Origin of the sequence: Micromonospora sp. NPDC048839, assembly GCF_040649915.1 — a bacterium.
In the GTDB taxonomy this organism is placed as follows: domain Bacteria; phylum Actinomycetota; class Actinomycetes; order Mycobacteriales; family Micromonosporaceae; genus Micromonospora.
In genome coordinates, this window is sequence record NZ_JBEZGL010000023.1 from 15616 (window position 1) to 40097 (window position 24482).

General features: G+C 69.8%; 27 protein-coding genes. 13 read left to right on the plus strand and 14 right to left on the minus strand.

Going from position 1 to position 24482, the window contains the following annotated elements; translation table 11 throughout:
- Window positions 1-110 precede the first annotated feature (110 nt).
- The gene (locus AB0C25_RS31015) at window positions 111-854 is read right to left on the minus strand and encodes a hypothetical protein (protein ID WP_357377873.1); all 744 of its coding nucleotides are present in this window, start codon (window positions 852-854) and stop codon (window positions 111-113) included.
- Between the two features lie 3 nt (window positions 855-857).
- Between AB0C25_RS31015 and AB0C25_RS31020 the strand changes: the two genes are divergently transcribed.
- Window positions 858-1484, plus strand: coding sequence for a helix-turn-helix domain-containing protein (locus AB0C25_RS31020; RefSeq protein ID WP_357377875.1), 627 nt, complete (start codon window positions 858-860; stop codon window positions 1482-1484).
- A 92-nt stretch (window positions 1485-1576) separates the two neighbouring features.
- Here AB0C25_RS31020 and AB0C25_RS31025 read toward each other — a convergent pair whose 3' ends face one another.
- From AB0C25_RS31025 to AB0C25_RS31045, 5 genes are all read right to left on the minus strand, one after another.
- A complete protein-coding gene (locus AB0C25_RS31025) occupies window positions 1577-3319 on the minus strand; it encodes an ABC transporter substrate-binding protein (RefSeq protein ID WP_357377877.1) in 1743 nt (580 codons plus the stop codon).
- A 144-nt stretch (window positions 3320-3463) separates the two neighbouring features.
- On the minus strand, window positions 3464-4450 hold the full coding sequence (locus AB0C25_RS31030) for an ABC transporter permease (protein WP_357377879.1): 987 nt from the start codon (window positions 4448-4450) through the stop codon (window positions 3464-3466).
- A 10-nt stretch (window positions 4451-4460) separates the two neighbouring features.
- Window positions 4461-5468 (minus strand): ABC transporter permease, encoded by a 1008-nt coding sequence (locus tag AB0C25_RS31035; protein WP_357377881.1) that lies wholly within the window; start codon window positions 5466-5468, stop codon window positions 4461-4463.
- Window positions 5465-6583 (minus strand): dipeptide ABC transporter ATP-binding protein, encoded by a 1119-nt coding sequence (locus tag AB0C25_RS31040; protein ID WP_357377883.1) that lies wholly within the window; start codon window positions 6581-6583, stop codon window positions 5465-5467. The genes AB0C25_RS31035 and AB0C25_RS31040 overlap by 4 nt, the downstream gene beginning before the upstream one ends.
- A gap of 55 nt (window positions 6584-6638) precedes the next feature.
- Window positions 6639-7682 carry an ABC transporter ATP-binding protein gene (locus tag AB0C25_RS31045; RefSeq protein WP_357377885.1) on the minus strand — a complete coding sequence of 348 codons (1044 nt, stop codon included), beginning with the start codon at window positions 7680-7682 and terminating at the stop codon, window positions 6639-6641.
- A gap of 376 nt (window positions 7683-8058) precedes the next feature.
- On the opposite strand from AB0C25_RS31045, the gene AB0C25_RS31050 reads away from it, so the two are divergent.
- From AB0C25_RS31050 to AB0C25_RS31075, 6 genes are all read left to right on the plus strand, one after another.
- The gene (locus AB0C25_RS31050) at window positions 8059-8610 is read left to right on the plus strand and encodes a Uma2 family endonuclease (protein ID WP_357377887.1); all 552 of its coding nucleotides are present in this window, start codon (window positions 8059-8061) and stop codon (window positions 8608-8610) included.
- 32 nt (window positions 8611-8642) lie between these two features.
- Window positions 8643-10079, plus strand: coding sequence for a TldD/PmbA family protein (locus tag AB0C25_RS31055; RefSeq protein ID WP_357377889.1), 1437 nt, complete (start codon window positions 8643-8645; stop codon window positions 10077-10079).
- Window positions 10076-11482 carry a metallopeptidase TldD-related protein gene (locus tag AB0C25_RS31060; RefSeq protein WP_357377891.1) on the plus strand — a complete coding sequence of 469 codons (1407 nt, stop codon included), beginning with the start codon at window positions 10076-10078 and terminating at the stop codon, window positions 11480-11482. The genes AB0C25_RS31055 and AB0C25_RS31060 overlap by 4 nt, the downstream gene beginning before the upstream one ends.
- A gap of 242 nt (window positions 11483-11724) precedes the next feature.
- The gene (locus tag AB0C25_RS31065) at window positions 11725-12531 is read left to right on the plus strand and encodes a hypothetical protein (protein WP_357377893.1); all 807 of its coding nucleotides are present in this window, start codon (window positions 11725-11727) and stop codon (window positions 12529-12531) included.
- A gap of 12 nt (window positions 12532-12543) precedes the next feature.
- Window positions 12544-14472 carry a fumarate reductase/succinate dehydrogenase flavoprotein subunit gene (locus tag AB0C25_RS31070; RefSeq protein ID WP_357377895.1) on the plus strand — a complete coding sequence of 643 codons (1929 nt, stop codon included), beginning with the start codon at window positions 12544-12546 and terminating at the stop codon, window positions 14470-14472.
- Window positions 14469-15533 carry a succinate dehydrogenase/fumarate reductase iron-sulfur subunit gene (locus AB0C25_RS31075; RefSeq protein WP_357377897.1) on the plus strand — a complete coding sequence of 355 codons (1065 nt, stop codon included), beginning with the start codon at window positions 14469-14471 and terminating at the stop codon, window positions 15531-15533. The genes AB0C25_RS31070 and AB0C25_RS31075 overlap by 4 nt, the downstream gene beginning before the upstream one ends.
- A gap of 276 nt (window positions 15534-15809) precedes the next feature.
- On the opposite strand, the gene AB0C25_RS31080 is transcribed toward AB0C25_RS31075, so the two are convergent.
- Complete coding sequence (locus AB0C25_RS31080) at window positions 15810-16250, minus strand: (deoxy)nucleoside triphosphate pyrophosphohydrolase (protein ID WP_357377899.1); 441 nt, start codon at window positions 16248-16250, stop codon at window positions 15810-15812.
- Between the two features lie 183 nt (window positions 16251-16433).
- On the opposite strand from AB0C25_RS31080, the gene AB0C25_RS31085 reads away from it, so the two are divergent.
- The gene (locus tag AB0C25_RS31085; protein WP_355030656.1) at window positions 16434-16742 is read left to right on the plus strand and encodes a 4a-hydroxytetrahydrobiopterin dehydratase; all 309 of its coding nucleotides are present in this window, start codon (window positions 16434-16436) and stop codon (window positions 16740-16742) included.
- Here AB0C25_RS31085 and AB0C25_RS31090 read toward each other — a convergent pair.
- Both AB0C25_RS31090 and AB0C25_RS31095 read right to left on the minus strand, forming a co-directional pair.
- Window positions 16729-17151 (minus strand): VOC family protein, encoded by a 423-nt coding sequence (locus tag AB0C25_RS31090; RefSeq protein WP_357377902.1) that lies wholly within the window; start codon window positions 17149-17151, stop codon window positions 16729-16731. The genes AB0C25_RS31085 and AB0C25_RS31090 overlap by 14 nt on opposite strands.
- Complete coding sequence (locus tag AB0C25_RS31095; protein ID WP_357377904.1) at window positions 17148-17504, minus strand: DUF1801 domain-containing protein; 357 nt, start codon at window positions 17502-17504, stop codon at window positions 17148-17150. Before AB0C25_RS31095 ends, AB0C25_RS31090 begins: the two co-directional genes overlap by 4 nt.
- Before the next feature lie 115 nt (window positions 17505-17619).
- Here AB0C25_RS31095 and AB0C25_RS31100 point away from each other — a divergent pair, with 115 nt between their 5' ends.
- The 4 genes from AB0C25_RS31100 (at window position 17620) to AB0C25_RS31115 (ending at window position 21371) form a co-directional block, all read left to right on the plus strand.
- The gene (locus AB0C25_RS31100) at window positions 17620-18534 is read left to right on the plus strand and encodes a LysR family transcriptional regulator (RefSeq protein ID WP_357378049.1); all 915 of its coding nucleotides are present in this window, start codon (window positions 17620-17622) and stop codon (window positions 18532-18534) included.
- Between the two features lie 71 nt (window positions 18535-18605).
- Entirely contained in the window at window positions 18606-18968 is a 363-nt protein-coding gene (locus tag AB0C25_RS31105; protein WP_355050625.1) for a PH domain-containing protein, read from the plus strand.
- Between the two features lie 235 nt (window positions 18969-19203).
- Window positions 19204-19935, plus strand: a complete 732-nt coding sequence (locus AB0C25_RS31110) for a class I SAM-dependent methyltransferase (protein WP_357377906.1) — start codon at window positions 19204-19206, stop codon at window positions 19933-19935.
- Window positions 19936-20099: 164 nt separating this feature from the next.
- Window positions 20100-21371 carry an MFS transporter gene (locus tag AB0C25_RS31115; protein WP_357377908.1) on the plus strand — a complete coding sequence of 424 codons (1272 nt, stop codon included), beginning with the start codon at window positions 20100-20102 and terminating at the stop codon, window positions 21369-21371.
- Here the strand turns inward: AB0C25_RS31115 and AB0C25_RS31120 are convergent.
- The 3 genes from AB0C25_RS31120 to AB0C25_RS31130 are packed head-to-tail and all read right to left on the minus strand — an operon-like array spanning window position 21355 to window position 22606.
- Window positions 21355-21798 carry an SRPBCC domain-containing protein gene (locus AB0C25_RS31120; RefSeq protein ID WP_357377910.1) on the minus strand — a complete coding sequence of 148 codons (444 nt, stop codon included), beginning with the start codon at window positions 21796-21798 and terminating at the stop codon, window positions 21355-21357. The genes AB0C25_RS31115 and AB0C25_RS31120 overlap by 17 nt on opposite strands.
- 2 nt (window positions 21799-21800) lie before the next feature.
- Window positions 21801-22151, minus strand: coding sequence for a metalloregulator ArsR/SmtB family transcription factor (locus tag AB0C25_RS31125; RefSeq protein ID WP_357377912.1), 351 nt, complete (start codon window positions 22149-22151; stop codon window positions 21801-21803).
- Window positions 22148-22606: an SRPBCC domain-containing protein gene (locus tag AB0C25_RS31130; RefSeq protein WP_357377914.1), complete on the minus strand. Its 459-nt coding sequence runs from the start codon at window positions 22604-22606 to the stop codon at window positions 22148-22150. Before AB0C25_RS31130 ends, AB0C25_RS31125 begins: the two co-directional genes overlap by 4 nt.
- Before the next feature lie 116 nt (window positions 22607-22722).
- Here AB0C25_RS31130 and AB0C25_RS31135 point away from each other — a divergent pair, with 116 nt between their 5' ends.
- Window positions 22723-23094, plus strand: coding sequence for a VOC family protein (locus AB0C25_RS31135; protein WP_357377916.1), 372 nt, complete (start codon window positions 22723-22725; stop codon window positions 23092-23094).
- 24 nt (window positions 23095-23118) lie between these two features.
- On the opposite strand, the gene AB0C25_RS31140 is transcribed toward AB0C25_RS31135, so the two are convergent.
- On the minus strand, window positions 23119-24309 hold the full coding sequence (locus AB0C25_RS31140; RefSeq protein ID WP_357377919.1) for a helix-turn-helix domain-containing protein: 1191 nt from the start codon (window positions 24307-24309) through the stop codon (window positions 23119-23121).
- Window positions 24299-24466, minus strand: coding sequence for a hypothetical protein (locus AB0C25_RS31145; RefSeq protein WP_357377921.1), 168 nt, complete (start codon window positions 24464-24466; stop codon window positions 24299-24301). Before AB0C25_RS31145 ends, AB0C25_RS31140 begins: the two co-directional genes overlap by 11 nt.
- Between the last annotated feature and the right edge of the window lie 16 nt (window positions 24467-24482).

A 24482-nucleotide genomic window follows, 5' to 3' on the forward strand; every position in this document is an offset into this window, starting at 1 on the left:
TCGGCGACCCGTCCGGCAGAACTTCCCGACGACGCTGTCGGGAGGGGACCCGCCTTCAGGTCGGTCACCCGCTGGTTGTTGATCACGAGCTGGTTTGCGCTCGGCGTCGACTATTCGGTTTCGCCTGGATGGGCAACGGATGTCGGGCGGATCAGGGTGATGCCGTAGGCGACGATCCACACGACCCAGATCAGCCATCCGACAAGGCCGAGGAGACCGACCGTACCGGGGTCGTCGATGGTCAGAGGGCTCAGCACGGCCGAGCCGAACTGGAGTGCGGCGGCAAGCAGACCGATTCCGCTGTGCCAGCGGCGGATCAGGCCGGCGCGCCGGCCGCTGATGGACAGGCCGGTCAGGGCCAGTGCCAGGAAGGTGCCGTTGAAGATGAACAGCGCGTTGTGTAGTGCCCAGAGTCCGGCGATCGTGCTGCTGTCCTGCGCGGTCGTTGACGCGAGCGCGAGCCGGGTGGCCATCACGCCGGTGAAGGTGATGTTCTGCATGATCACTCCGGCGAATCCGACCAGGCACCAGGCCGTGCCGTGCTCGCGGTCGGATCGCCACAGCACGGAGACCGCGCCGGCGCCGAACAGGGTTGCCAGCACCCAGGCGATCGGGGCGAGTGCCGACGCGAGGCCGACGGTGTTCTGTTGGGTGGTGAAAAACTCGACAACGTCGTTGGTCTCTGCGCCGGTGTGGGGCAGGCCGGCTGGCACCAGGAATGCGTTGGTGGAGGCGATCAGGATGGCGAAGCCGAGTCCGGCGAGTCCGGCGATCCGAGAGAACGTCCAGGTGTTTCCGACGCCGAGTTTGCGCAACATACATTCAATATATGACCCGGAAACCGAAAGAGGCAAGCCATGACCGACGAGACAGGCAGGCGGAGGTACGAGTCGCTGCGCCGGGTGGCGCAAGCGGCAGAGACCAGGGGTGAGATCGCCAGCGCCGCTCGTCGGCTGTTCCTCTCCCGCGGCTGGGCGGCGACCACGGTACGTGACGTGGCGCGGGAGGCGGGGGTCTCGGTGCCGACCGTCTACGCGGTGTACGGGAACAAGACCGGGCTGATCCAGGCCCTGGCCGACGCGGCAGACATCGCCGCGGATCCATCGCAGTCGCTCGCCGAACTGGAAGGTGCCGACAACGATCCGGTGCGGCAGCTCGCGGCGATGGCCGGCTACGACCGGCGACTCTTCGAGCGTGCCGGTGACATCATCGCGCTCGTACGCGAGGCGGGCCGCACCGAGCCCGCGCTGGCGACCGCCTACCGCGACGGCCGTCAGCAGGGGGACAAGACCAGGATCCAGGTGTTCTCGTCGTGGCCAGGCGGCGTTCTCCGGCAAGGACTAGACATACGGTCGGCCGTCGATATCTACGCGGCAATCTGCAACATCGACGTCTACGCCACACTTACCGACGAACGCGGCTGGCAACCCGATCAGGTCGAACGCTGGTGGACCGAGGCCCTGGCCCGCGAGCTCCTGGCCTGACGTGTCGTGAGGCGCCTCATTTCGGGCCGTCCAGATGGCAAGGGTCCCCTGACGACGCTGTCGAGAGGGGACCCTGCCTGCCAAAGTGTGACTTACGGCGTGACGTACGCGTTCACGAACGACGGGTAGCCGAAGACGCTGGAGATGAAGATCCCGCCGGCCTTCGACCCGTGCACGTTGTAGGCCACGTCGACGAAGAGCGGCACCACCGGTGCATGCTCCTTCATGATCCGCTCGTCGAGCTTGGCCCACTCGGGACCCTGGTCGGCGGCGGGCATGGCCTGGATGCGGTCCATCTCCGCGTTGATCGTCGGGTCGTTGAAGTAGGACTGGTTGCTGTTGCCCTCGGCCTTGATGGTGCGGCCGTCGTAGAGCACCGGCAGGATCGACGCCCCGCTCGGCCAGTCCGCCGCCCAGTTACCGATGTACAGGTCCCAGGGGTTGTCCTTCTTCTTGATCTCGTCGAGCTTCGCGTCGTCGGAGATGTTCCGCAGCGTGATCTTGAAGCCGGCGCGCTCCAGGTTGGCCTTGAGCTGTGCGCCCTGCTGCTGCTCCGTCGAGTTGTCGGCGACGCCGAGGACCAGCTCCGGCGTCTTGCCGCCGAGCAGCTCCTTGGCCTTGTCCACGTTGCCGTTGGCGCCCGCCGGGTACGCGTCGTACGCCTTGTAGCCGATGGTGGCCGACGGCATCAGCGTGGTCAGCGGCGCGGCGACGGTCTGCCCGCCCATCGCCTTGATGAAGCCCTCGCGGTCGATGGCGTAGTTGAGTGCCTGGCGGACCTTCAGGTCGGTCACCCGCTGGTTGTTGATCACGAGCTGGTTGGCGCTCGGGGTCGGCGACAGGATCGTCCGCGACTTGAGCGCGGCGTCCCCGGCCACCTTGGCGACAAGCGAGGCGGGCACGGTGTTGAAGGCGAGGGCGCTCTGGTCGGCGCCGTTGTCGGCGATCACCCGGTTGTTGGCGGCGTCCGCGGTCGGGCCGAAGCTCCAGACGAACTGGTCCGGGTACTGGTGCCGGACCGGGTCGGTCTTCGCGTCCCAGTTGGGGTTGCGGTCCAGGGTGATCTGCACACCGACCTGGTTCTTGGCGACCTTGTACGGGCCGGACGAGAACGGCTGCTTGTCCAGGTCGACGCCGGTGTCCTTGTCGGCGGGCAGCGGCGCGGTGGTCGGCAGCGAGACCGCGAACGGCAGGTCACAGCGGGGCTTGGCGAACTCGAAGCGCAGCGTCTTGGCGTCCGGAGTGCTCAGGCCGGGCGGCAGCGACGTCTTGTTCTTCTTGAAGTCCCACTTGGTGTCGAACTGCGGGGTGTCGGCCAGCCACTCCTGGATGTAGGTGGGGCCGCCGGAGAGGTCCGGGTCGAAGGACCGGGCGATGCCGTACGCGATCTCCTTGGAGGTGATCGGCCGGCCGTCCTCGAACTTCACCCCGTCCTTGATCGTGAATTCCCAGACCTTGCAGTCGTTGTTGACGTTCTTGCCCGGCGTCTCGGCCAGGTCGCCAACCAGGACCAGGCCGCCCTTGCCGTCGTCCTTCCAGGTGGTCAGGTAGCGCGCGAAGAGCGGGTTGGTCATCAGACCGGCGAACGAGTACGTCCGCTGCGGGTCCAGGTGGGAGATCGGCGACTCCCGGATGATGGTGAAGGTGCCGCCCTTCTGGGCACCGCTCACCTCGGCGGCCGGCCCCTGCGAGTCCTTGGGGTCGGTCGCGATGACCCCGGTCTGCTGCCGGTCGGTGTCCACGGTGGTGCCCTCGCCCGTGTTCTTCGAGCACGCACCCAATGCCACCACCAGAGCGATCGCGCCGCCCGCGGCGGCCACCACGCGTGGTCTCATGAATACCCCCTTCACCCATGTGCCGTGCGTTTCGCCGGGGCGAGAACCGCCGACGTCCCGAGGATCGTAAGGAAGAAAACCTACGAGTTGTGTAACAGTTGTCGATAAATTTCGCCAGCAGCCACGCCCTGGACAGCGGCCGGGTCAGCGCAGCCGCACCCGGGGGTCGATGGCCGCGTAGAGCAGGTCCACAAGCACGTTCGCCAGGACCACGAAGACGGCCGCGATCAACACCGTGGCCATGATGGTGGGCAGGTCACCCGAGCGCACCGCGTCCACCGCCGTACGCCCCAACCCCTGGATGCCGAACGTCGTCTCGGTGATCACCGTGCCGCCCAGCGCCCCGCCCACGTCCAGCCCCGCGATGGTCACCACCGGGGTGATCGCCGCGCGCAGCGCGTGCCTCCCGTACACAGCGGGTTTGGCCAGGCCCTTGGCCCGCGCGGTCCGGACGAAGTCCTCGGACAGCGTCTCCAACATCTGCGCCCGTGACAACCGGGCGTAGATGGCCGAGAAGAGGAAGGCCAGCGCCACCCAGGCGAGCACCAGCCCGCTGGCCCACTTCGCCGGGTTGTCGAAGAGGGAGGTGTAACTGGGCACCGGCAGCAGCCGCAGGTTGTAGACGAAGACCAGCAGCAGCACCGCGCCCACGAAGTAGAGCTGCAACGACGCGCCGGTCAGCGAGAAGCCGATGGCCGCCCGGTCGAGCCAGGTGCCGCGCCGCAACGCGGAGACCATCCCCAGACCGACCCCGAGCAGCAGCCAAAGGATGGCCGCCGGGATGACGATGCTCAGCGTCACCGGCAGCACTCGGCCGATGGTGTCCGAGACGGCCTCGTTGGTGACGTACGACCAGCCCAGGCAGGGCGCGTCACACCGGCCACCCTGAGCGCTGCCCAGGTCCCGACCGGTGACGATGCCCTTCATGTAACCGGCGTACTGGCTGATCAGTGGGTCGTTGAGGCCCAGGTCGTCGCGGACCCGCTCCAGCCGCTCCGGGTTGCAGTTCTTCGGGCACATACCGCTGACCGGGTCGCGCGGCAGGGCGAAGAACATCAGGAAGGTCAGCACGCTCACCGCGAACAGGGTCAGCGTGGCGGAGAAGAGCCGCTTGATCAGAAACCGTGACATGAGCCCACCCCTACCGGGACGACTTCGGGTCGAGCGCGTCCCGCAACGCGTCGCCGAAGAGGTTGAAGGCGAACACCAGCGCGAAGATCATGATGCCCGGGAAGAACACGTACGCCGGGTCGGTCTGGAGGAAGTCCAGACTGTCGTAGATCATCCGGCCGAAGCTCGGGGTCTCGTCGCTGAGGCCGACGCCGATGAACGACAGCGCCGCCTCACTGGTGATGAACTGCGGCACGGCGAGGGAGAACGACACCAGGATCGGCGCCCAGATGTTCGGCAGCAGTTGCCGGAACAGCATGTGCCCCAGCCCGGCCCCGCTGGCCCGGGCCGCCTCGACGAACTCCCGTTCGCGCAGCGCGATCACCTGCCCGCGGACCAGCCGTGCCGTACTGGTCCAGCCGAAGATGGCGAACACGGCGATCAGCACGCCGATCCCGAAGGCGGACGACACCTGCCCTCGCTCACCGTAGAACCGCAGCGTGATGGTGGGGGTGAGGGCAAGCGCGATGATCAGGAACGGCATGGCCAGGGTCAGGTCGGTGATCCAGTTGATCACCGCGTCGAGCCAGCCGCCGAGGTAGCCCGCGAGCGCGCCGAGCACGATCCCGATCGTCGCGGTGATCAACGCGGCGGCGAACGCGATGAACAACGACGTCCGCAGCCCGTAGATCAGCCGGATGAAGATGTCCCGTCCCAGCCCCGGTTCCAGGCCGAACCAGTGCTCGCCGGTGACGCCGCCGGCGTAACCAAGCGGCATGCCGAAGCCGTCCAGCAGGTTCTGGAACTGCTCCCGCGGACCGACACCGTAAGCCATCTCGATCAGCGGAGCCGCCAGCCCCACCAGCAGAAAGAACACCAGGAGTACGCCGCTGACCACGGCCGTCCGATCCCGGCGCAGCCGCAGCCAGGCGAGCTGACCGGGCGAGCGCCCGACCACACCCTTCGCGGCGGGCGTGCTCGCGTCCGGGTCGGACTCGATCTCGGCCAGCGCCACACCCTCCACCGGGGACAGGCTCACGACGGCACCTCCTCGACGACCTCGGTAACCGACCCCGCGGTCTCGGGGCTCGTGCTGGCCGGTTCCCCTTCGGGGCTCGTACTGGCCGGTTCCCCTTCGGGGCTCGTGCTGGCCGCTTCCCTTTCCGGGCTCGTGCTGGCCGGCTCCCCTTCGGGGAAGTGACACGCGGTGGCCTGCCGGCCGCCGTCGCGCGGGACCAGCGCGGGCTCCTCGGTGGCGCAGACGTCCTGCGCCTTCCAGCAGCGGGTACGGAACCGGCACCCCGACGGCGGGTCGAGCGGGGTGGGCACGTCACCGGTCAGCCGGATCCGACCCGCCGGACCGAGCTGGGTGACGTCCGGGATCGCCGAGAGCAACGCCCGGGTGTACGGGTGCTGCGGGCGCTCGTAGATGTCCGCCCGGTCGCCGATCTCCACGATCCGACCCAGGTACATGACCGCGACCCGCTGGCTGAAGTGCCGGATCACGGCCAGGTCGTGCGCGATGAACACGAACGCCAGCCCCAGCTCCCGTTGCAGGTCACGCAGCAGGTTGACCACCTGCGCCTGGATCGACACGTCCAGCGCGCTCACCGGCTCGTCGGCGACGATCAGCTTGGGCCGCAGGGCCAGCGCGCGGGCGATGCCGATGCGTTGACGCTGGCCGCCGGAGAACTCGTGCGGATACCTGTTGTAGTGCTCCGGGTTCAACCCGACCAGCTCCAGCAGCTCCTGCACCCGGGCCTTCACACCACCCGGCGGCTTGATCCCGTTGACCTGCAACGGCATCGCCACGATCCGGCCGACGGTGTGCCGGGGGTTCAACGAGGCGTACGGGTCCTGGAAGATGATCTGGAGATCCTGGCGCAGCGGGCGCAACTCCCGGCGGCCGGCGTGGGTGATGTCCCGCCCGGCGAACTCGATGCTGCCGCTCGTCGGCTCCAACAGCCGCACCAGCATCCGACCGGTGGTGGTCTTCCCACAGCCCGACTCCCCCACCAGGCCGAGCGTCTCACCGGGGCGCACGTCGAAGTCGAGCCCGTCGACGGCCCGCACCTGGCCGGTCGCGCGCAGCCCCTGGCGTACCGGGAAGTGCTTGGTCAGCCCACGTACCCGCAGCAGTGGTTCGTCGGTCATCCTTACAGTCCTCCGTTCGGGACTGCGGTACTCCGCTGCGCTGCGTTCCTCGCCCTCACACAGCCACCCCCACTCGTGCGATGTCCTCGGCGTAGAACGTGGCGCGCTCCTCGGCGCCGAGGTGGCAGGCGACCAGGTGACCGTCGGCCCCGGCCGCCCGCAACTCGGGCACCTCGCTGCGCGACCGACTGCCGACCCGGTCCGCGTACCGGCAGCGGGGATGGAAAGCGCAGCCGGACGGCAAATTGATCAGGCTGGGCGGGTTGCCGGGGATCGGCACCAGGTCCGCGTCCGCGTCGCCGTGCAGCGACGGCACGCTGGAGAGCAACCCCCAGGTGTACGGATGCTGCGGCGAGCGGAGCACCTGCTCGACGCTGCCCCGCTCGACGGCACGCCCCCCGTACATGACGAGCACGTCGTCGGCCACCTGACCGACCACGCCGAGGTCGTGGGTGATCAGGATGATCGCGGAGTGGAACTCGGCCTGGAGGTCGGCGAGCAGGTCCAGAATCTGCGCCTGCACGGTGACGTCCAGCGCGGTGGTCGGCTCGTCGGCGATCAGCAGCGCCGGGTCGTTGACCAGGGACATCGCGATCATCGCCCGTTGGCGCATGCCGCCGGAGAACTCGTGCGGGTACTGGTCGAAACGGCGGGCCGGCTGCGGGATGCCGACCCGGTCCAGCATGTCCACCGCCCGCTGGCGGGCCTCGCGCCGGTTGGCCTTCGGGTGGTGCACCCGGTACGCCTCGGCGATCTGCCGGCCCACCGTGTAGTACGGGTGCAGCGCCGACAGTGGATCCTGGAAGATCATCGCCATGTCCCGGCCGCGCAGCCGGCGTACCTCCTCGTCGGGCAGGCCGACCAACTGCCGCCCACCGACGGAGATCTCTCCGGTGATCGTGGCCCGCTTCGGGTCGTGCAGGCCGAGGATGGCCAGCGAGGTGACGCTCTTGCCGGAGCCGGACTCGCCCACGATGCCGAGGGTGCGACCCCGCTCCACGGCGAACGACACCCCGTCGACCGCGCGCACCACGCCGTCCTCGGTGTCGAACCGGACCCGCAGGTCACGCACCCGCAGGTAGGCATCCGAACTGTCCACGGCCGCCTCCCTCAGTGACGAAGAGAACTTACATGAAAGTCCTGAGGGTGAAAATAAGCTACAAAGTCCGTACGTGTCAGCGGGCCCGAGCGTAACGAGTCCGCATCGGCCCCGCACCCCCGTCACCTCGTGCGAATCTTGACGACGATCACCGCCCCCCGAGTGACCGGAAGTGGAGTTCGGGCACCCTCCGCCGCCAAGGTCACGCTCGAACCAGGATCTAGTGGCATCGCCGAAGCGCCGATACCACTACATCCAAGATCTAGCGCGATCTTGCAGCTCAACCTTGCCGATCACACCGTCTGACCGGGCATCTCATCTCGTTCTCGCACGTCGGGTGCGACCTCAGCGAATCGCAACGAGTTGTGCTGGGCGGGTGGATACTGCCGAGGTTCTTGACCACTCGCTGCCCTGGACCGAGTCGGACTATCTCGCCCTCGGTGAGACGGCCCAGCGGATCGAACTCCTCGACGGCGGATTGCTCATCGGAGCATCGCCGTCGGTCCGACACCAGGTGATCGTCCGTGGTCTGGCGGCAGCGTTGGAACCCGGCTGCGCAGCAGCGAATCGCACTCTGCTCCCGGTGATCAACCTGCGGCTGAACCCCACGCGGATCCTCAACCCCGACCTCGTGGTGACGGCGGAGTTGGACCTTACGGCGGCCTGCGTGCCGGCGGACGCGGTCCTGCTGATCGGTGAGGTCAGCGCACCGCACACCGCCACCATCGACCAGGTGCTCAAGCCGCACCTGTACGCCGCAGCAGGGGTCGGGTGGTATCTGCTCGTCGAGCAGGAGAGCCTGACCGTGAAGCTCCACCAGCTACGGGGCGGCCACTACGTGGAGAGGGCAACGACGAAGCGCGGCGAGGTTCTGGAACTGACCGAGCCGGTGAAGGCCACGATCCGGCCGGAGGACCTCGTCCCCTGACGGGTGTCGGTCGGCTGGCCTAGGGTCGGTCCATGACCGAATTCGACGCGGCCAGTGCCGCCGTCCAGGCCGCCCTCGATGCGGGCGCCCGGTACGCCGACGCGCGGGTCATGCACCGCCGCTACGAGTCGATGACCGCGCGCAACGGTGACGTGGAGGAACTGACCCAGGACGAGAGCATCGGGCTCGGCGTCCGGGCACTTGTCGGTGCGAGTTGGGGCTTCCACGCCGTACCCGATCTCTCGGACGCCGCCGCCGGCGACGCCGGCCGGCGCGCGACGCGGACCGCCATGGCCAGCGCGCGTGTTCCGGGACCGCCTGTCGACCTGGTCCCGGCGCGGGCGGTCACCGCGAGCTGGGCCTCCGGCTGCGAGATCGACCCGCTCGGGGTGCCCCTGTCGGACAAGGGCGACCTGCTGGTCGGAGCGACCCGCGCGATGGCCGACCACGGCGCGGACCTGGCCGAAGGCCTGTACCAGATCTGGGACACCTCGAAGTGGTTCGTCTCCAGCGAGGGTCACCGCATCGACCAGCGGATCCGCGAGTGCGGCGCCGGCATCTCCGCCACCTCGATCGGCGACGGGGAGACGCAGCGCCGGTCCTGGCCCAGCTACCGGGGACAGTACGGGACCACCGGCTGGGAGCTGGTCGAGTCGCTGGACCTGGCCGCGCACGCCGCGCAGATCGCCGAGGAGTCCCGGGCGCTGCTCACCGCGCCGGTCTGCCCGGCCGGCGAGACGGATCTGATCCTCGGGGGCGAGCAGTTGGCCCTGCAGATCCACGAGTCGGTCGGGCACGCCATCGAGCTGGACCGGATCCTCGGCTGGGAGGCGGCGTTCGCCGGCACGTCCTGGTTGGATCTGGCGCAGCTCGGCTCGCTGCGCTACGGCTCCGAGCTGATGAACATCACCATCGACCCCACGATCCCGGGCGCGCTGGGCAGCTTCGGCTTCGACGACGAGGGGTCGCCGGCGGTCAAGCGGGACGCGGTCCGGGACGGCCGCTGGGTGGGGGTGCTCGCCGGCCGGGACTCCGCGGCCATGGCGAGCCTCGACTACGGCGGCAGCGTACGGGCCGACGGGTGGGCTCGGCTGCCGATGGTGCGGATGACGAACGTCGGCCTGGAACCCGGCCCGCACACCCTGGAGGAGATCATCGCGGCGACCGACGACGGGGTGCTGATGGACCTCAACCGGTCCTGGTCGATCGACGACAAGCGGCTCAACTTCCAGTTCGGCTGCGAGGTCGGGTGGGAGATCAAGAAGGGGCGGCGGGGGCGGATGCTGCGCAATCCCACGTACACCGGGATCGGCCCGCTCTTCTGGCGCTCGATGGACATGCTGTCGAGCGAGACGGTTTCCTGGGGCACGCCCAACTGCGGCAAGGGCCAGCCCGGCCAGATCGGGCACACCGGCCACCCGGCCGCGCCGGCCCGGTTCCGCAACGTCCGGGTGGGGGTGTCCGCGTGACGGGGCCTACCGAGGTGGAGTTGGCGGGTCAGGTCATCGAGCTGGCGCGTCGCCTCGGTGGGTCGGGGGCGCAGGCCGAGGTGGTGGTGACGCGGGCGGATCTGGCGCTGACCCGGTTCGCCAACTCGGCCATCCACCAGAACGTCGCCGAGTCGACGGTCGGAGTCCGGCTACGGGTGCACGTCGACGGTCGGACCGCCGCCGGCAGCGGCAGCGTGGTCACCGCCGACGGGCTGAGCGCGCTGGTCGAGCGCACCCTGGCGGCGGCACGGCTCTGCCCGCCCGACCCGGGCTGGCCGGGGCTGGCCCCGCCCACGCCCACGCCGGACGCGCCGGCGGTCGACGAGGCCACCGCGCACGCCGAGCCGGATCAGCGGGCCGACCGGGTGGGCGCTTTCGTGGCCGCCGCCGGGGGCCTCAGCACGGCCGGTTACTGCCGTACCGCGCATCGCTCGTCGGCGTACGCCAACTCGGCCGGGCACACGGCGTCCGGCCGTTCGGCGGAGGCGGCGATGGACGGCATCGCCCGCAGCGACGGCTCGGACGGGGTGGCCCGGCGCAGCGCCGACCGGCTCTCCGACCTCGACGGCGCCGAGCTGGGCGCGCAGGCGGCGGCGAAGGCCCGGGCGGCGGCCGACCCGGTCGAACTGCCACCGGGTCGCTACGAGGTGGTGTTCGAGCCGGCCGCCGTGGCGGACCTGTTGCAGAACCTGTCCTGGTACGGCTTCAACGGCAAGCGGTACGCCGAGCGGCAGTCGTTCGCCGAGCCGGGTACGGCCCAGTTCGACCGGGCGGTGACCCTGGTGGACGACCCGCTCGGCGCGTCGGGGCTGCCGTTCGACGCGGAGGGCACCGGTCGTCGGGCGCTGACCCTGGTCGAGGCGGGCACCACCCGGGCGGTGGCGCACGACCGGAGGACGGCCGACGCGGCGGGTGTGCAGTCCACCGGGCACGCGGTCGCGGGTGGAGCCACCTGGGGGCCGATGGCCCGTAACCTGCGGCTGTCCGGCGCGGCGGCCGGCCCGGCCAGCGCGACGGGCCGGAGCACCACCGGCGGGGCAGCCGGCGCGGTGGTCGACGCGGACACCGCGGCGCTTGTCGCCGGCGTACGCCGGGGGTTGCTGGTGAGCGACCTGTGGTACACGAGGGTGCTCGACCCGAAGAGCCTCGTCGTCACCGGGCTGACCCGCAACGGTGTCTGGCTCATCGAGGACGGCACGGTGGTCGGGGCGGTCCGTGATCTGCGGTTCACCGAGTCGTACCCGCGGGCGCTCGGACCCGGGGCGGTGCTCGGCGTGGGCGCGCGGGCGGTGCGGCAACCGGATCGGGTGGACGGTGCCTGGTGGACGGCTCCCTCGCTGCGACTGGCGTCCTGGCACTTCAGCGGAGGCGCCTCGGGATGACCGCGGACGGACCGGTGCCGACCGACGTACCGCGGCTTTTCCGCAGGCCAGACACACGGGACACTCCCTTGCGCGGACGGCTCGCAGAGATCGGCGTAACGTGTGTCACTTAGCTGCGTCGGTCGATCCGGCGTGGTCGTTGGTGTGCGCAGGACGTGGCAGCGGGTGCGGGTTCGCCGGTCCGCGTGCCGACCGGAGAAAGATCAGCCCGCCCGTACGGGCCCGCCGAGGAGACGACTCGAATGACTTCAACGGCAACGAAGCCGCGGGGAGCGCGGGCGCGCGCCGCGATCGCGGCGAAGACGTTGCGCACCGACCGCTGGTGGTTCGCTCCGCTGATCACCGTGATCGGGCTCAGTGCCTGGGTCGCGTACGCGACGGTCCGGGTCTTCCAGCATGACAACTACTGGGTAGACGCGTACCACTACCTGACCCCGTTCTACTCCCCGTGCGTGACGGACCGGTGTGTCGAGGCGGCCTCACACTTCGGCCGGTTCCTGCCCGGCTGGTGGGTCATCCCGGACGCCGCGCTGACCCTGCCGTTCCTGCTGCTGTTCCGGCTCACCTGCTACTACTACCGCAAGGCGTACTACCGGTCGTTCTGGCTGTCGCCGCCGGCCTGCGCCGTCCCGGACGGCCACAAGGAGTACGCCGGGGAGACCCGCTTCCCGCTGCTCGGGCAGAACCTGCACCGCTACTTCTTCTACGCCGCCGCGATCATCTCGCTGATCAACACCTGGGACGCGATCCTCGCCTTCCACTCGCCCAAGGGCTTCGGCTTCGGGCTCGGCAACATCATCCTGGTGCTCAACGTGGTGATGCTCTGGGCGTACACGATCTCCTGCCACTCCTGCCGGCACATCATCGGCGGCCGGCTCAAGCACTTCTCCAAGCACCCGGTGCGGTACAAGGCCTGGACTGTCGTCTCGGCGTTGAACGTCCGGCACATGCAGCTCGCCTGGATCACCCTCGGCACCCTGGCGCTGGCCGACTTCTACATCATGGCGCTCGCGGCCGGCTGGTTCTCCGACCTGCGGTTCATCAACTAAAGGGCCCCTGACATGACCACTACCACTCGTATCGAACGACACCACTACGACGTCGTCGTCATCGGGGCCGGCGGCGCCGGTCTGCGCGCGGCGATCGAGGCCCGGCTCGCCGGCAAGAAGACCGCGATCATCTCCAAGTCGCTCTTCGGCAAGGCGCACACGGTGATGGCCGAGGGCGGCGCGGCAGCCGCCATGGGCAACGTGAACAGCCGGGACAACTGGCAGGTGCACTTCCGCGACACCATGCGCGGCGGCAAGTTCCTGAACAACTTCCGGATGGCCGAACTGCACGCGAAGGAGTCGCCGCAGCGGATCTGGGAGCTGGAGACGTACGGTGCGCTCTTCGACCGCACCAAGGACGGCAAGATCTCGCAGCGCAACTTCGGTGGCCACGAGTACCCGCGCCTGGCGCACGTCGGCGACCGGACCGGCCTGGAGCTGATCCGCACCCTCCAGCAGAAGATCGTCTCGCTTCAGCAGGAGGACCAGCGCGAGTTCGGCTCGTACGACGCCCGGATCAAGGTGTTCTCCGAGACCACGATCACCGAGCTGCTGCTCGATGGTGACCGGGTGGCCGGCGCGTTCGGCTACTACCGCGAGTCCGGTGAGTTCATCCTCTTCGAGGCGCCGGCCGTCGTGCTCGCCACCGGTGGTGTCGGGCGCTCCTACAAGGTCACCTCGAACTCCTGGGAGTACACCGGGGACGGGCACGCGTTGGCGCTGCGCGCCGGGGCGACGCTGATCAACATGGAGTTCCTCCAGTTCCACCCGACCGGCATGGTCTGGCCGCCCTCGGTGAAGGGCATCCTGGTCACCGAGTCGGTGCGTGGTGACGGTGGCGTCCTGAAGAACTCCGAGGGCAAGCGGTTCATGTTCGACTACGTCCCCGACGTCTTCCGCAAGCAGTACGCGGAGACCGAGGAGGAGGCGGACCGCTGGTACACCGACCCGGACAACAACCGACGTCCACCGGAGCTGCTGCCCCGCGACGAGGTGGCCCGCGCGATCAACAGCGAGGTCAAGGCCGGTCGGGGCTCCCCCGCCGGTGGCGTCTTCCTGGACATCGCGAGCCGGCGTTCGGCCGACGAGATCCGCCGGCGGCTGCCGTCGATGTACCACCAGTTCAAGGAGCTGGCCGACGTCGACATCACCGCCGAGCCGATGGAGGTCGGGCCGACCTGTCACTACGTGATGGGCGGCGTCGAGGTCGACCCGGACTCGGGTGCCGCCTTCGGCCACGTACGCGGACTGTTCGCCGCCGGTGAGGTCTCCGGCGGTATGCACGGCTCCAACCGGCTGGGCGGCAACTCCCTGTCCGACCTGCTGGTCTTCGGCAAGCGAGCGGGCGGACACGCGGCCAGCTACGCCGACGGGCTCGCCGCCCGGCCGAAGGTGGCCGTGGACGCGGTCGAGGCCGCCGTGGAGACCGCCCTCGCCCCGTTGCAGCGGGACACCGGCGAGAGCCCGTACACCCTCCAGCAGGACCTCCAGGCGGTCATGGGGGACCTGGTGGGCATCATCCGCAGGGAGGGTGAGCTGGCCGACGCGCTGGTGCGGCTGGCCGAGCTGCGCGAGCGGGTCGCCAAGGTCAGCGCGTTCGGTGGGCGGCGCTACAACCCGGGCTGGCACCTCGCCCTGGACCTGCGCAACATGCTCGTGGTCTCGGAGTGCACCGCGAAGGCGGCGCTGGAGCGGCAGGAGTCGCGCGGTGGGCACACCCGGGAGGACTATCCGGCGATGGAGCCGAAGTGGCGGCAGGTCAACCTGGTCTGCTCGCTGGACGGCGACCGCGTACGGCTCACCCGTAAGCCGCTGCCGAAGATGCGGCCGGAGCTGATCGGCCTCTTCGACCGTACGGAGCTTTCCAAGTACCTCACCGACGAGGAGCTGGCCGACTTCGACGCCCTCGTCGCCGACGCTGGAGAGGCGGACAACCGATGAGCGCGAAGCGTCAGTTCCGAATCTGGCGGGGTGACGAGACCGGCGGGGACCTGCAGGACTACATGGTCGAGGTGAACGAGGGCGAGGTCGTCCTCGACGTCATCCACCGCCTCCAGGCCACCGACGCGCCGGACCTGGCCTGCCGGTGGAACTGCAAGGCCGGCAAGTGCGGCTCCTGCTCCATGGAGATCAACGGTAAGCCGCGGTTGGGCTGCATGACGCGGATGTCGACCTTCGGCGACGAGGAGACCGTCACGGTCACCCCGCTGCGGACCTTCCCGGTCATCCGGGACCTGGTCACCGACGTGTCGTACAACTACCAGAAGGCCCGGGAGACCCCGGCGTTCGCCCCACCGGCGGACGTGGCCCCGGGTGACTACCGGATGCAGCAGGTCGACGTCGAGCGCTCGCAGGAGTTCCGCAAGTGCATCGAGTGCTTCCTGTGCCAGACGGTCTGCCACGTGATCCGTGATCACGACGAGAACAAGCAGGCGTTCTCCGGCCCCCGGTACTTCATTCGGGCGGCCGAGCTGGACATGCACCCGCTGGACACCCGGACGGACCGCAAGGAGTACGCGCAGGCCGAACAGGGCCTCGGTTTCTGCAACATCACCAAGTGCTGCACCGAGGTCTGCCCCGAGCACATCAAGATCACTGATAACGGGATCATCCCCATGAAGGAACGGGTCGTCGACCGCAGGTACGATCCCCTTGTGTGGCTTGGTAGCAAGATCTTCCGTCGGGGCGAGACTCCCCAGACCAGCGTGACCACCGCCCGTCAGGGCTCGACGACGTCGGGCTCGGCCAGGGGCGGGGTGCACTCGCACGCGGGTGGTTCCCACGACCCGCGCGCCGAGGCGCAGGCGCAGAGTGGCGTGAACTGGGACCGGGAGGTGCCCCACCCGACCGCTCCGGCGGTGGACGACCGGGGCAAGCTGCCGCTGACCGAGCTCACCTTCGACCGGGCCGCCGCGCCGTCGCCGTTCGGTGACGACGTGACCTTCCCGCTGCCTCCGGAGCACCTCAACTTCGCGCACCCGGACCAGGACAAGCAGCACTAAAAACCGAAACGAAGACGGGGGCCGTGGCTATCGCCACGGCCCCCGTCGCGTACCCCCTGGCCCGGCTCGGCCCGGCCCGGCCCGGCCCGGTCGATCATGGAGTTATAGCCCTCCCTCTCGGCGTGTCGTGGCAATAACTCCATGATCAACGGGAGCTGCGGGCCGAGGTGGGAGGGGGCCGCGGGAGGGGGCCGCGGGAGGGGGTCGCGGGAGGGGGTCGCGGGAGGGGGCCGCGGGAGGGGGCCGCGGGAGGGGGCGCGGGAGGGGGCCGGGGGGTCAGGGGGTTTTGAGGAGGGGGCGGAGGGCGGCCACGATGGGGGCGTCGGCGGGGAGCCAGGTGACCGAGTTTAGCTCGTTGGCCGTGAGCCACCGCAGCGCCTCGTGTTCCAGCGCCTGGGGCTCGTCGCCGTGGAGCAGGCGGGCGGCGTACACCTTGAGGACCGAACGGCCGTGCGCCATTCGTACGTCGCGGCCGACCCGATCGTGGACCTCGACGCGTACGGCCAACTCCTCGGCGCACTCCCGGATCAGCGCGTCGGTCTCGGTCTCCCCCGGCTCGACCTTCCCGCCGGGAAACTCCCACATTCCGGCCACCTCGGGCGGGGCGGCACGCGCACAGGCGAGCACCCGCCCGTCCCGGATGATCGCCGCACCGACGATCACCTTCAGGTCCCGTCGTTCGGTCTGCCCGCCGCCATTCGCCCGTTCGGTCCGCACGGGCGTCCAGGGTGCCAGATCAATCGGCGGTTTGGGTACCGTAGCCGTCCGCTAGGCCAACAGATCACGGAAGTGTGGGCGTGGACACCCCTTCCGAGCGACGACAAACTAGAGGACACCGACAAGACACGGGATGGCGACGATTTGGCCACGAGCCGACAACGGCGCTTGGGGGGTGCGGTGATGCGCGTGCTGTTCAGCAGCAGGGCCAAGCAGGACTACCTCTCCGACGCGTTGACCCTGCTAGCTGGTTGGACACGCGAAGGCGAGCAGATCCGACGGACGCTCGCGATCGACGATACCCAACACGCCGCCCTAACTGAACGGGTCAAGGTCGTCGCTGACGCGCTGCACCTGCGCCCCGAGATCAGCCGCCTGCCCGACCGCACCCAGATCCGGGTCGGGCACGGCAACGGCGAGCCGTTGACCGAGGGCGAGGTCCTGTTGGCCGCCCGCATCGAGGACGCCTACCGGGCGGTCACCGAGTCCTGACCATCGTCTCCGACTCCGACCCGGCGTCCTGCGGGTAGTAGCGCAACTCCACCGAGTTGCCGTCCGGGTCCCGCACGTAGATCGAGGTAGCCGAACCGCGGGCGCCGAACCGGCTGACCGGCCCGGTCAGCACCGTGAAGACCCCCGACTCGATCACCCGCGCCCAGTCCAGTGGTGCCACCACCAGGCAGAAGTGGTCCACGTTCGTGCCCTGCGGCGCACCTCGGACGAGGTCGATGATGCTGTCGGGGCTGATCCGCACGGACGGGAACGGGACGGTGCCGGCGCGCCACTCGTCGACCCGTACCGGTGCCAGCCCGAGCCGGCCGCAGTAGAAGTCCAAGGACCGTTCCACGTCGGCGACGGTCAGCACCAGGTGGTCGAAACCGGTTACCCGCACCCCGCTCACGCCTCCTCCATCTGGGCCGCCGCGCGCAGCCAGTCGCTGAACAGGGCTGGATCGACGTCGGCGACGTCGCGCAACTTCACCGCCGCCATCATCGTCCGCGCACTGGGGATCAGCCGCCCCGACGGGTCGGTGATCTCCTGCCCCCGCCACAGCCCGAAGGTGACGTACGACCCGTACGCCTTGACCAGGCAGACCGGACGCTGGCCGGGCCGGTCGCCCAGTCCCCAGACCGGGTGCCCGTGCCACATCGCCCCGGTCGCTCCGGGCAGGGCCGCCGCGATGATCGGCGTCAGCTTCTCGCCGATCTCGCGCAGTGGGCCGGCCAGGCCGGCCAGGTAGTCGTCAATGCTCACGCACAGCGCCTTTCGCTCGGTGTTACCTGCCCGTTCACGATGCCCGGACGAGGGACGCCAACCAAGATCTGATGCCGCTACGATCGTTGCTCACAGGTCAACGATGGGAAACGCTGTGCTGGAGCGGTACGAGGTGGAGACGTTCCTGACGCTCGCGGAGGAGCTGCACTTCGGCCGGACCGCCGAGCGGTTGACAGTCAGCACCGGCCGGGTCAGCCACATCGTGAAGAAGCTGGAACGCCGGATCGGCGCACCGCTGTTCGCCCGCACCAGTCGGGTCGTCCGGCTCACTCCGATCGGCCGGCAGCTTGCCGGCGAGCTGGCTCCGCTGGTCGCCGAGATGGACAAGGCCGTTCGCCGCGCGACCGACGCCGCCCGGGGCGTGACCGGGACGCTGCGGGTGGCGTTCCTCGGCGAATGGACCGCGCCGGTGCTGCTGCGGGCGGTGGCCCTGTTCGCTGAACGGCACCCGGACTGTCGGGTGGAGGTGCACGAGGCGCAGTTGTCCACCACCCGATCGGGGCTGCTCGACGGCTCGACGGACGTTCTGATCGCCTCTTACCCGTTCGACGGGATGGCCACCGGTCCGGCGCTGCTCGCCGAGGATCGGGTACTGGCGGTGGCAGCGGGTCACCCCCTCACCCGGGAGCGGTCGGTGTCGTTGGAGGTGCTCGCCGAGCATCCGGTGGTGCAGTACCCGGCCGTGACCTCGACGGAGTTCAAGCGGAACCGCACCCCGGAGCGCACCCCGTCCGGCCGGCCGGTGCCGAAGGGACCCGCCGGGAACACCTTCTCCGAGATGCTGTCCCTGGTTGCGCTGGGCCGGGGTGTCCTGCCGGTGGGCGAGCACACGCGGCGCTACTACCCGCGCCCCGACGTGACGTACGTGCCCATCCACGACGCCCCACCGATCGAACGAGGGCCGGTCTGGCTGCCCAGCAACACCACCACCCGGGTCCGTGAGTTCGTCCGCGCCGCGACCGACGCGAACCCCCGATCAGACACGCCGAGTTCGGCCACCACCGTCTGATCCGGAGTACGCCGCGGAGTCGTGGTCCTCGCCCGGCTGGGCCGGTGGCACCGATTTTCTAACCTGGACCCATGGCGAACATCGCGTACGACCGCAAGGAGCAGGTCCAGCAGATCGAGAGCGGCCTTCTCGACGGTGAGCAGATCATCGCCGTCTACGACGCGGTCGGCACCGGCACCGGGTTCATCGGGCTGACGGACCGTCGCGTGATCATCCAGGACCGCTCCTTCGTCGGGAAGCGGTACGCGATCACCAGCATCCCGTACTCGAAGATCACCAGCGTGAGTGTGGTCAGCAACAAGTCCTGGGGTGGCTCGTTCTTCTCCACCGGGGCGATCGCCATCCACGTGGGGACGCACACCTACGAGGTGGAGTTCCGTGGCGCGCAGAAGAGCCACCACGTGCACAACGTGATCCTGCACCACATCTCCTGACCGCTCGACCGTCGTCGGCCCGGCACGGCAGATATGCCTTGCCGGGCCGCGGCCGTCTCTGGTCTGCTCGGTCCACAGCCGCGCGAAGGGAGCAGCCACCATGCCCGACACGACGAAGTCCCTCCGACCGAACGTCATCCGACCTGAGGAATCGAGGCTTCGTGAGCAGATCTGCTCCGACTCCCGTGGCGCGGGACCGCGCCACTGACCCCCTGACCAACCCCGGAGGCCGCTGATGTCGGTCTTCGACGATCCCGGCCTCTTCGGCCGGCTGTGGGCCGCCGGCTACGACAGCCCAGGCAACCCCGACCCGGTGCCAGCGGTGGACTTCCTGGCCGATCTGGCCGACGGTGGTCCGGTCCTCGAGCTGGCGATCGGCACCGGCCGGGTCGCGCTGCCGCTGGCCGAGCGCGGTCTCGACGTGCACGGTGTCGAGGCGTCCGAGGAGATGCTGGCGCAGATGCTGGCCAAGCCCGGCGGCGACCGGGTCCCCGTGGTCGTCGCCGACATGGCGGACGTACCGGTGACGGGTGAGTTCCGGCTCGTGTACCTGGTCTTCAACACGCTGTTCAACCTGGTGGACGCCGAGCGGCAGGCGGACTGTTTCCGCAACGTCGCCCGGGTGCTGTCGCCGGGCGGGGCGTTCGTCATCGAGACGTTCGTGCCGGACCCGCGCGACTTCGACGCCCACGAGCAGCTGCAGGTCTGGGGCGTCACCGAGGACTCCGCGACGATAAGACTGCATCGGTACGACCGACCGGCGCAGTCCTTCATCCGGCAGACCATCACCTTCGACGCCGACGGTGTGCACCTGAAGCCGTTCGCCATGCGGTACGCCTGGCCGCACCAGATCGACGAGATGGCGCAGCAGGCGGGGCTCCGGCTCACCGAGCGGTACGCGGACTGGCACCGGCAGCCGTTCACCGCGGAAAGCCCGTCGCACATCTCCGTCTACCGCGCCCCCTAGCGGTGTGATCGACTCGGGTTCCGGAAAGTCGGGGTGTCATCGCCACGACGACACCCCGACTTCAAGGAACCCGAGTCGACCTCCGGGACGTTTCCGCCCTGGGCTGATTCTGCTGATGGCAGTCTTTGTTGATCCGCGGGGCCAGCGCCGGGTCAACTGGCCAGATGACAGCCCGTTTTCCCCGCAGCTCGCCGTACTGGCCGGTGGTCAGTCACCCGCAGCTCCGGCGCGTCCTACCCGGGCTCGCCGTGTCCGCGTTGGGCGACGGCATGGCGGTGGTCGCGGTGATCTGGCTCGCCAGCGACCTCGCCCCGCCCGGTCAGCGCGAGACCTGGGTCGCGCTGGCCATGGCCGCGTACACCGTGCCGAGCGCGGTCGGGACTGTCGTCTTCGGCCGGCTGCTACGTGGACGCGGCGGCGCCCAACTCGCCGGTTGGGACGCGATCCTGCGGGCGTGCGCGCTCGCGGCGATCCCGCTCGCCCACCTCGCGGGCGTGCTCACCCTCGGGCTGTACGTGGTCCTGCTGGCCGCGTCGGCCCTGCTGCACTCGTGGGGCTCGGCCGGACGGTTCACCCTGATCGCCGAACTGCTGCCGCAGCGACACCACCTGCCCGCGAACGCGGTGCTCGGCACCATCGCCGGGTTCGCCACGATCGTCGGCCCACCACTGGCGGGCATCCTGATCGGTTGGGCGGGACCGGTGTGGGTCATCGCCATCGACGCCGCCACCTTCGCCGCGCTGGCCCTCACGTACCGCCTCGCCCTTCCCACCAGCGACGAGGCCCCGCGGGCCGAGCGCGGCGCTTCGCGGACCGCCGGCCTCGCGGTCATCCGCCGCAACCCCGCCCTGCTGGGCCTCCTGGTGTTGAGCCTCGGGTTCTTCTTCCTCTTCGGACCGGTGTACGTGGCCATGCCGTTCCACATCAAAGACGACCTGCACGCCTCGGCGACGCTGCTCGGCATCTTCTACGCCGCCTTCGGCGTCGGCGGTCTCGTCGGCGGCCTGGTCGCCGGTTACCTCCGCCGCTGGCCGCTGCGGGTCACCACCATCGGCATCGTCGTCGGGTTCGGGATCGCCATGCTGCCTCTCGGCCTGGGTGCGCCGCTCGTCGTGTCGTTGCCGGCCTTCGCCCTGGCGGGACTGATCTGGGCGCCGTACATGTCCACGTCGATGGCGCTGTTCCAGCGCAGCACGTCGACCGAGCAACTGCCGGCGGTGCTCGCCGCGAACGGCGCCGTCCTCGTGCTGGCGGTGCCCCTGGGCACCATGCTGGGCGGGCCACTCGTGCGTGCCGTGGGCGCGCGCCCGACGATGCTGCTCTGCGCCGTGGCGATCGTGGCACTCGGCCTGGTCGCCGGAGGGCTCGCGATCTCCCGGTGGAGCGCGCGAACCCCCGGCGGGCCGACCGGCACCGAGGTCAGTGCCCGTCGCTGATCTGCACGTCGTCCGGTGCCGGCTGGCCGTGCCCGGTCTCCACGAGCGCCTTGAGACTCAGCAGGAACGTCGCCCACTTGGTGCTGCACTGGTGCATCAACTCGGTCGGCTCGCGCCAGCCCTCGTGTGAGAACTGGACGATCGTGAACTCGCCGCGTCTGTCGAGACGCCAGCCGATCTCGGTGCCGATCCATTCCGTCGGGCCGTCGGTGACCCGCCACCGCACCCGGCCGGCCGGGTCCAGCTCAAGGATCTCCAGGTCGAACCCTGGGTCGTCGCCGAACCGGACGACCAACCGGCCGCCGACCTCGCTCTTGCCTGTCGTGTCGACCGACCACCAGCCGGCAACGCCCTCGGGAGATGCCACCGCCTGGTAGACGTCGTCGAGCGGGGCGACGACGCCGACCTGGTGCAGGATGTCGACCATTGTCATTCTCCTTCGTCGTGGTGGCGGTTGCGCTCGATCGCCTCGGCGATCCGCTTGATCCGGCGGAGCCGGGCGTCCCAGGTGGAGCCCACCGCCGACAACTGGGCGACGGCGCGGGCGAGCTGCGCCTCGTCGACCTGGTAGTGACGCTCGCGACCGGCCGACTCGGCGTGGATCAGCCCGACCCGGTCCAGGACGGCCAGGTGCTTCGAGACGGCCTGCCGGGTGACGGGTAGCCGCCGGCTCAGCGACGTCGCGGTGCCCGGCCCGTCGGAGAGCAGAAGATCGATCATCGTACGACGGGTGGGGTCACCGATCGCCGACCACAGCTCGTCGTCGACAGCGGTGCTCACGGCGTGGCGACCAGCCGTGCGACGTACCCGCCCAGCCTGGGCAGGTAGTGGTCCCAACCGTTCTCGTGGTCCTGGTACTGCGCCTCCAGGACGGCGATCTCCCAGCCCATCTCGCGGAACCCGGTCTCGGTCATCCGGATCTGCGTGCCCGTGCCGCTCGGGGTCAGGTCGAAGGTGACGAGCAGCGCCGGCCCACTCCGCTCCGGCTCGGTGAAGCACCACCGGAAGGAGAATCGCTTCGGCGGGTCGACCTCGACGACGGCGAGCGCGACGGTCGTCGTCTCGCCGGTGTCGGCGTTGCGCCAGACCAGTTCGCCGGGTGCCCCGGCGACCGATTCGAACCGCGCGTCGTCGGGCCACCACTCCCGCATGTGCTCGGGCTGACTGACCACCTCGAAGACCACCTCGGGTGACGCGTCGACGTGGATGTCGCGCTCGATGGTTCCCTGTTCCATGCGCCCCAACCTTTCGCAACCTTTGGTTGCACTCAACCTACGACAGTCCTCCGTTCTCGCGCAACCTTTCGTTGCATGTCGTGGTCTGGTCGTACCCGGGGCGCACAATGCCGTGCATGTCTGAGCCATCGCCGCACCGGCACCACGCCATCGACTACGTCGAGTTCACGGTGACCAACCTCGCCGAGGCCAAGCGCTTCTACGCCGACGCGTTCGGCTGGCAGTTCAACGACTACGGCCCCGGGTACGCGGGCATCCGCAGCCCGCACGACTCCGGCCCCGAGGTCGGCGGCCTCCGCCTGGACCAGGCCGTCCAGCAAGGCGGTCCGCTGGTGCTGCTCTACTCGGCCGACCTGGACCGGTCCGTGCAGGCCGTGAAGGAGGCCGGCGGCCAGGTGGTGAAGGGGCCGTACGAGTTTCCCGGTGGCCGCCGGTTCCACTTCACCGACCCCAGCGGCAACGAGCTGGGCGCCTGGGCCGAGCGGTAACCGTGTCCGGGTCCCGCACGCCGGTCAGACGACTCTGAGGTCGCTGGCGAGGTGGGTGATCGTCGTCGGCGCGTCCGGGTCGCGGGCCACCTGTGCGACCAGGTCCCGGGCCGCCGGTCGGTGCCGCACCTCCGCGGGCGCGATGCTGTCGGCCCGCACCAGGACCCGTGCCGCGTTGGCGGGGTCGTCGACCAGTAGGTAGGCGCGGGCCGCGTCGAGCAGGTGCGCGGCACGGTGCTCGGCGGGCAACCACCGCCAGCCTTCCCGCCTGGTTGCCGCCTCGTGCAGCGCCACCGCGTCGCGCCCGTTGCCCAGGTCGACAGCCGCAGCGACCCGGGCCAGGTCGACTGCAGTCGGCCCGAAGGCGGTCCGGTGGTGGTCGCACCCATCGCCCACCTGAGCAGCCATCTCGGCTGCCTCGTCCAGCAGCTCGACGGCGACTCGGTCGTCGCCGGACCGTGCCGCCATCAACGCCGCCTGGACCAACAGCGACCCACACAGCGACAGTTCCTGCGGAGTGCCCTCAGCACAATCATCAGGAGCGATCCGGTACGCGACGGCCAGCAGCACGGACCGCGCCCGCTTCGATGCCCGCAGCACCTGGCCGAGCTGCACCGCCGCGGCGGCCACCAACACCCGGTCACCGGTCGCGGCGGCCATCGCCCGATCGGCGGCCAACCAACCAAGGCTCGGTGCGCCGAGCTTCACCAGCACGGACGCTGTCACCCGGTACGCCTCCACCAACGCCGTCCGGCCAGCCCTCGAATCCTGGACAGGCGCACGCTGAACATCGACCAGCAGCTTCGGCAGCAGGTCGACCACCTGCGGATACCGCGCATGCTGAAAGGTGGCCCAGGCATGCCCCACCTGCCGCGCAAGACGATCAGCCGGCACAACGTCACGGCCCGCCGCCGAAGGGCCACGTGCCATCGCGTACGTCGACAGCGCCGCCCGGATCCGCGCGACACCCTCGGCCCGCCCGGTCGCGTCGACCGGTTGGGCATCCCGCCCGAGCAGCGCTGCGGCATCGACCCGCAGGACCGCGGCGATGTCCCGGATCGTCGAGACCCGCTCCAACGACCGCACCCCGCGCTCCACCTTGTCGACCCAACTCTTCGACTTTCCGAGCCGGTCAGCGAAGGTCTGCTGCGACAGCCTCCGCCGGACACGCAGGTAGGCGACCCGTCGCCCGATCGGCAGGTGATCACCGCTCACGACTCCACCGCCGATCCGGCACCGCCCGAGTCGTCTCCTCGACCGGCATCCGCTCCGCCTCGGCCTGGGCGAGCAGGCGCTCCTTCGCCGCCTCCCGCTCGGCCGCCTCCGCCTGCTCACCCTGGCTGGACCCTGGATCATGCCGCGTACCGCCCACCTGCACCCCCTCGCTC

Bases quoted from the DNA above. Each gene is read 5' to 3' on its own strand.
- AB0C25_RS31020 (WP_357377875.1), top strand. From the start codon at position 858: ATGACCGACGAGACAGGCAGGCGGAGGTACGAGTCGCTGCGCCGGGTG.
- AB0C25_RS31055 (WP_357377889.1), top strand. From the start codon at position 8,643: ATGACCGAATTCGACGCGGCCAGTGCCGCCGTCCAGGCCGCCCTCGAT.
- AB0C25_RS31135 (WP_357377916.1), top strand. From the start codon at position 22,723: ATGTCTGAGCCATCGCCGCACCGGCACCACGCCATCGACTACGTCGAG.
- AB0C25_RS31065 (WP_357377893.1), top strand. From the start codon at position 11,725: ATGACTTCAACGGCAACGAAGCCGCGGGGAGCGCGGGCGCGCGCCGCG.
- AB0C25_RS31030 (WP_357377879.1), bottom strand. From the start codon at position 4,450: ATGTCACGGTTTCTGATCAAGCGGCTCTTCTCCGCCACGCTGACCCTG.
- AB0C25_RS31130 (WP_357377914.1), bottom strand. From the start codon at position 22,606: ATGGAACAGGGAACCATCGAGCGCGACATCCACGTCGACGCGTCACCC.
- AB0C25_RS31040 (WP_357377883.1), bottom strand. From the start codon at position 6,583: ATGACCGACGAACCACTGCTGCGGGTACGTGGGCTGACCAAGCACTTC.
- AB0C25_RS31070 (WP_357377895.1), top strand. From the start codon at position 12,544: ATGACCACTACCACTCGTATCGAACGACACCACTACGACGTCGTCGTC.
- AB0C25_RS31115 (WP_357377908.1), top strand. From the start codon at position 20,100: ATGACAGCCCGTTTTCCCCGCAGCTCGCCGTACTGGCCGGTGGTCAGT.
- AB0C25_RS31075 (WP_357377897.1), top strand. From the start codon at position 14,469: ATGAGCGCGAAGCGTCAGTTCCGAATCTGGCGGGGTGACGAGACCGGC.
- AB0C25_RS31110 (WP_357377906.1), top strand. From the start codon at position 19,204: ATGTCGGTCTTCGACGATCCCGGCCTCTTCGGCCGGCTGTGGGCCGCC.
- AB0C25_RS31105 (WP_355050625.1), top strand. From the start codon at position 18,606: ATGGCGAACATCGCGTACGACCGCAAGGAGCAGGTCCAGCAGATCGAG.
- AB0C25_RS31085 (WP_355030656.1), top strand. From the start codon at position 16,434: ATGCGCGTGCTGTTCAGCAGCAGGGCCAAGCAGGACTACCTCTCCGAC.
- AB0C25_RS31120 (WP_357377910.1), bottom strand. From the start codon at position 21,798: ATGGTCGACATCCTGCACCAGGTCGGCGTCGTCGCCCCGCTCGACGAC.
- AB0C25_RS31025 (WP_357377877.1), bottom strand. From the start codon at position 3,319: ATGAGACCACGCGTGGTGGCCGCCGCGGGCGGCGCGATCGCTCTGGTG.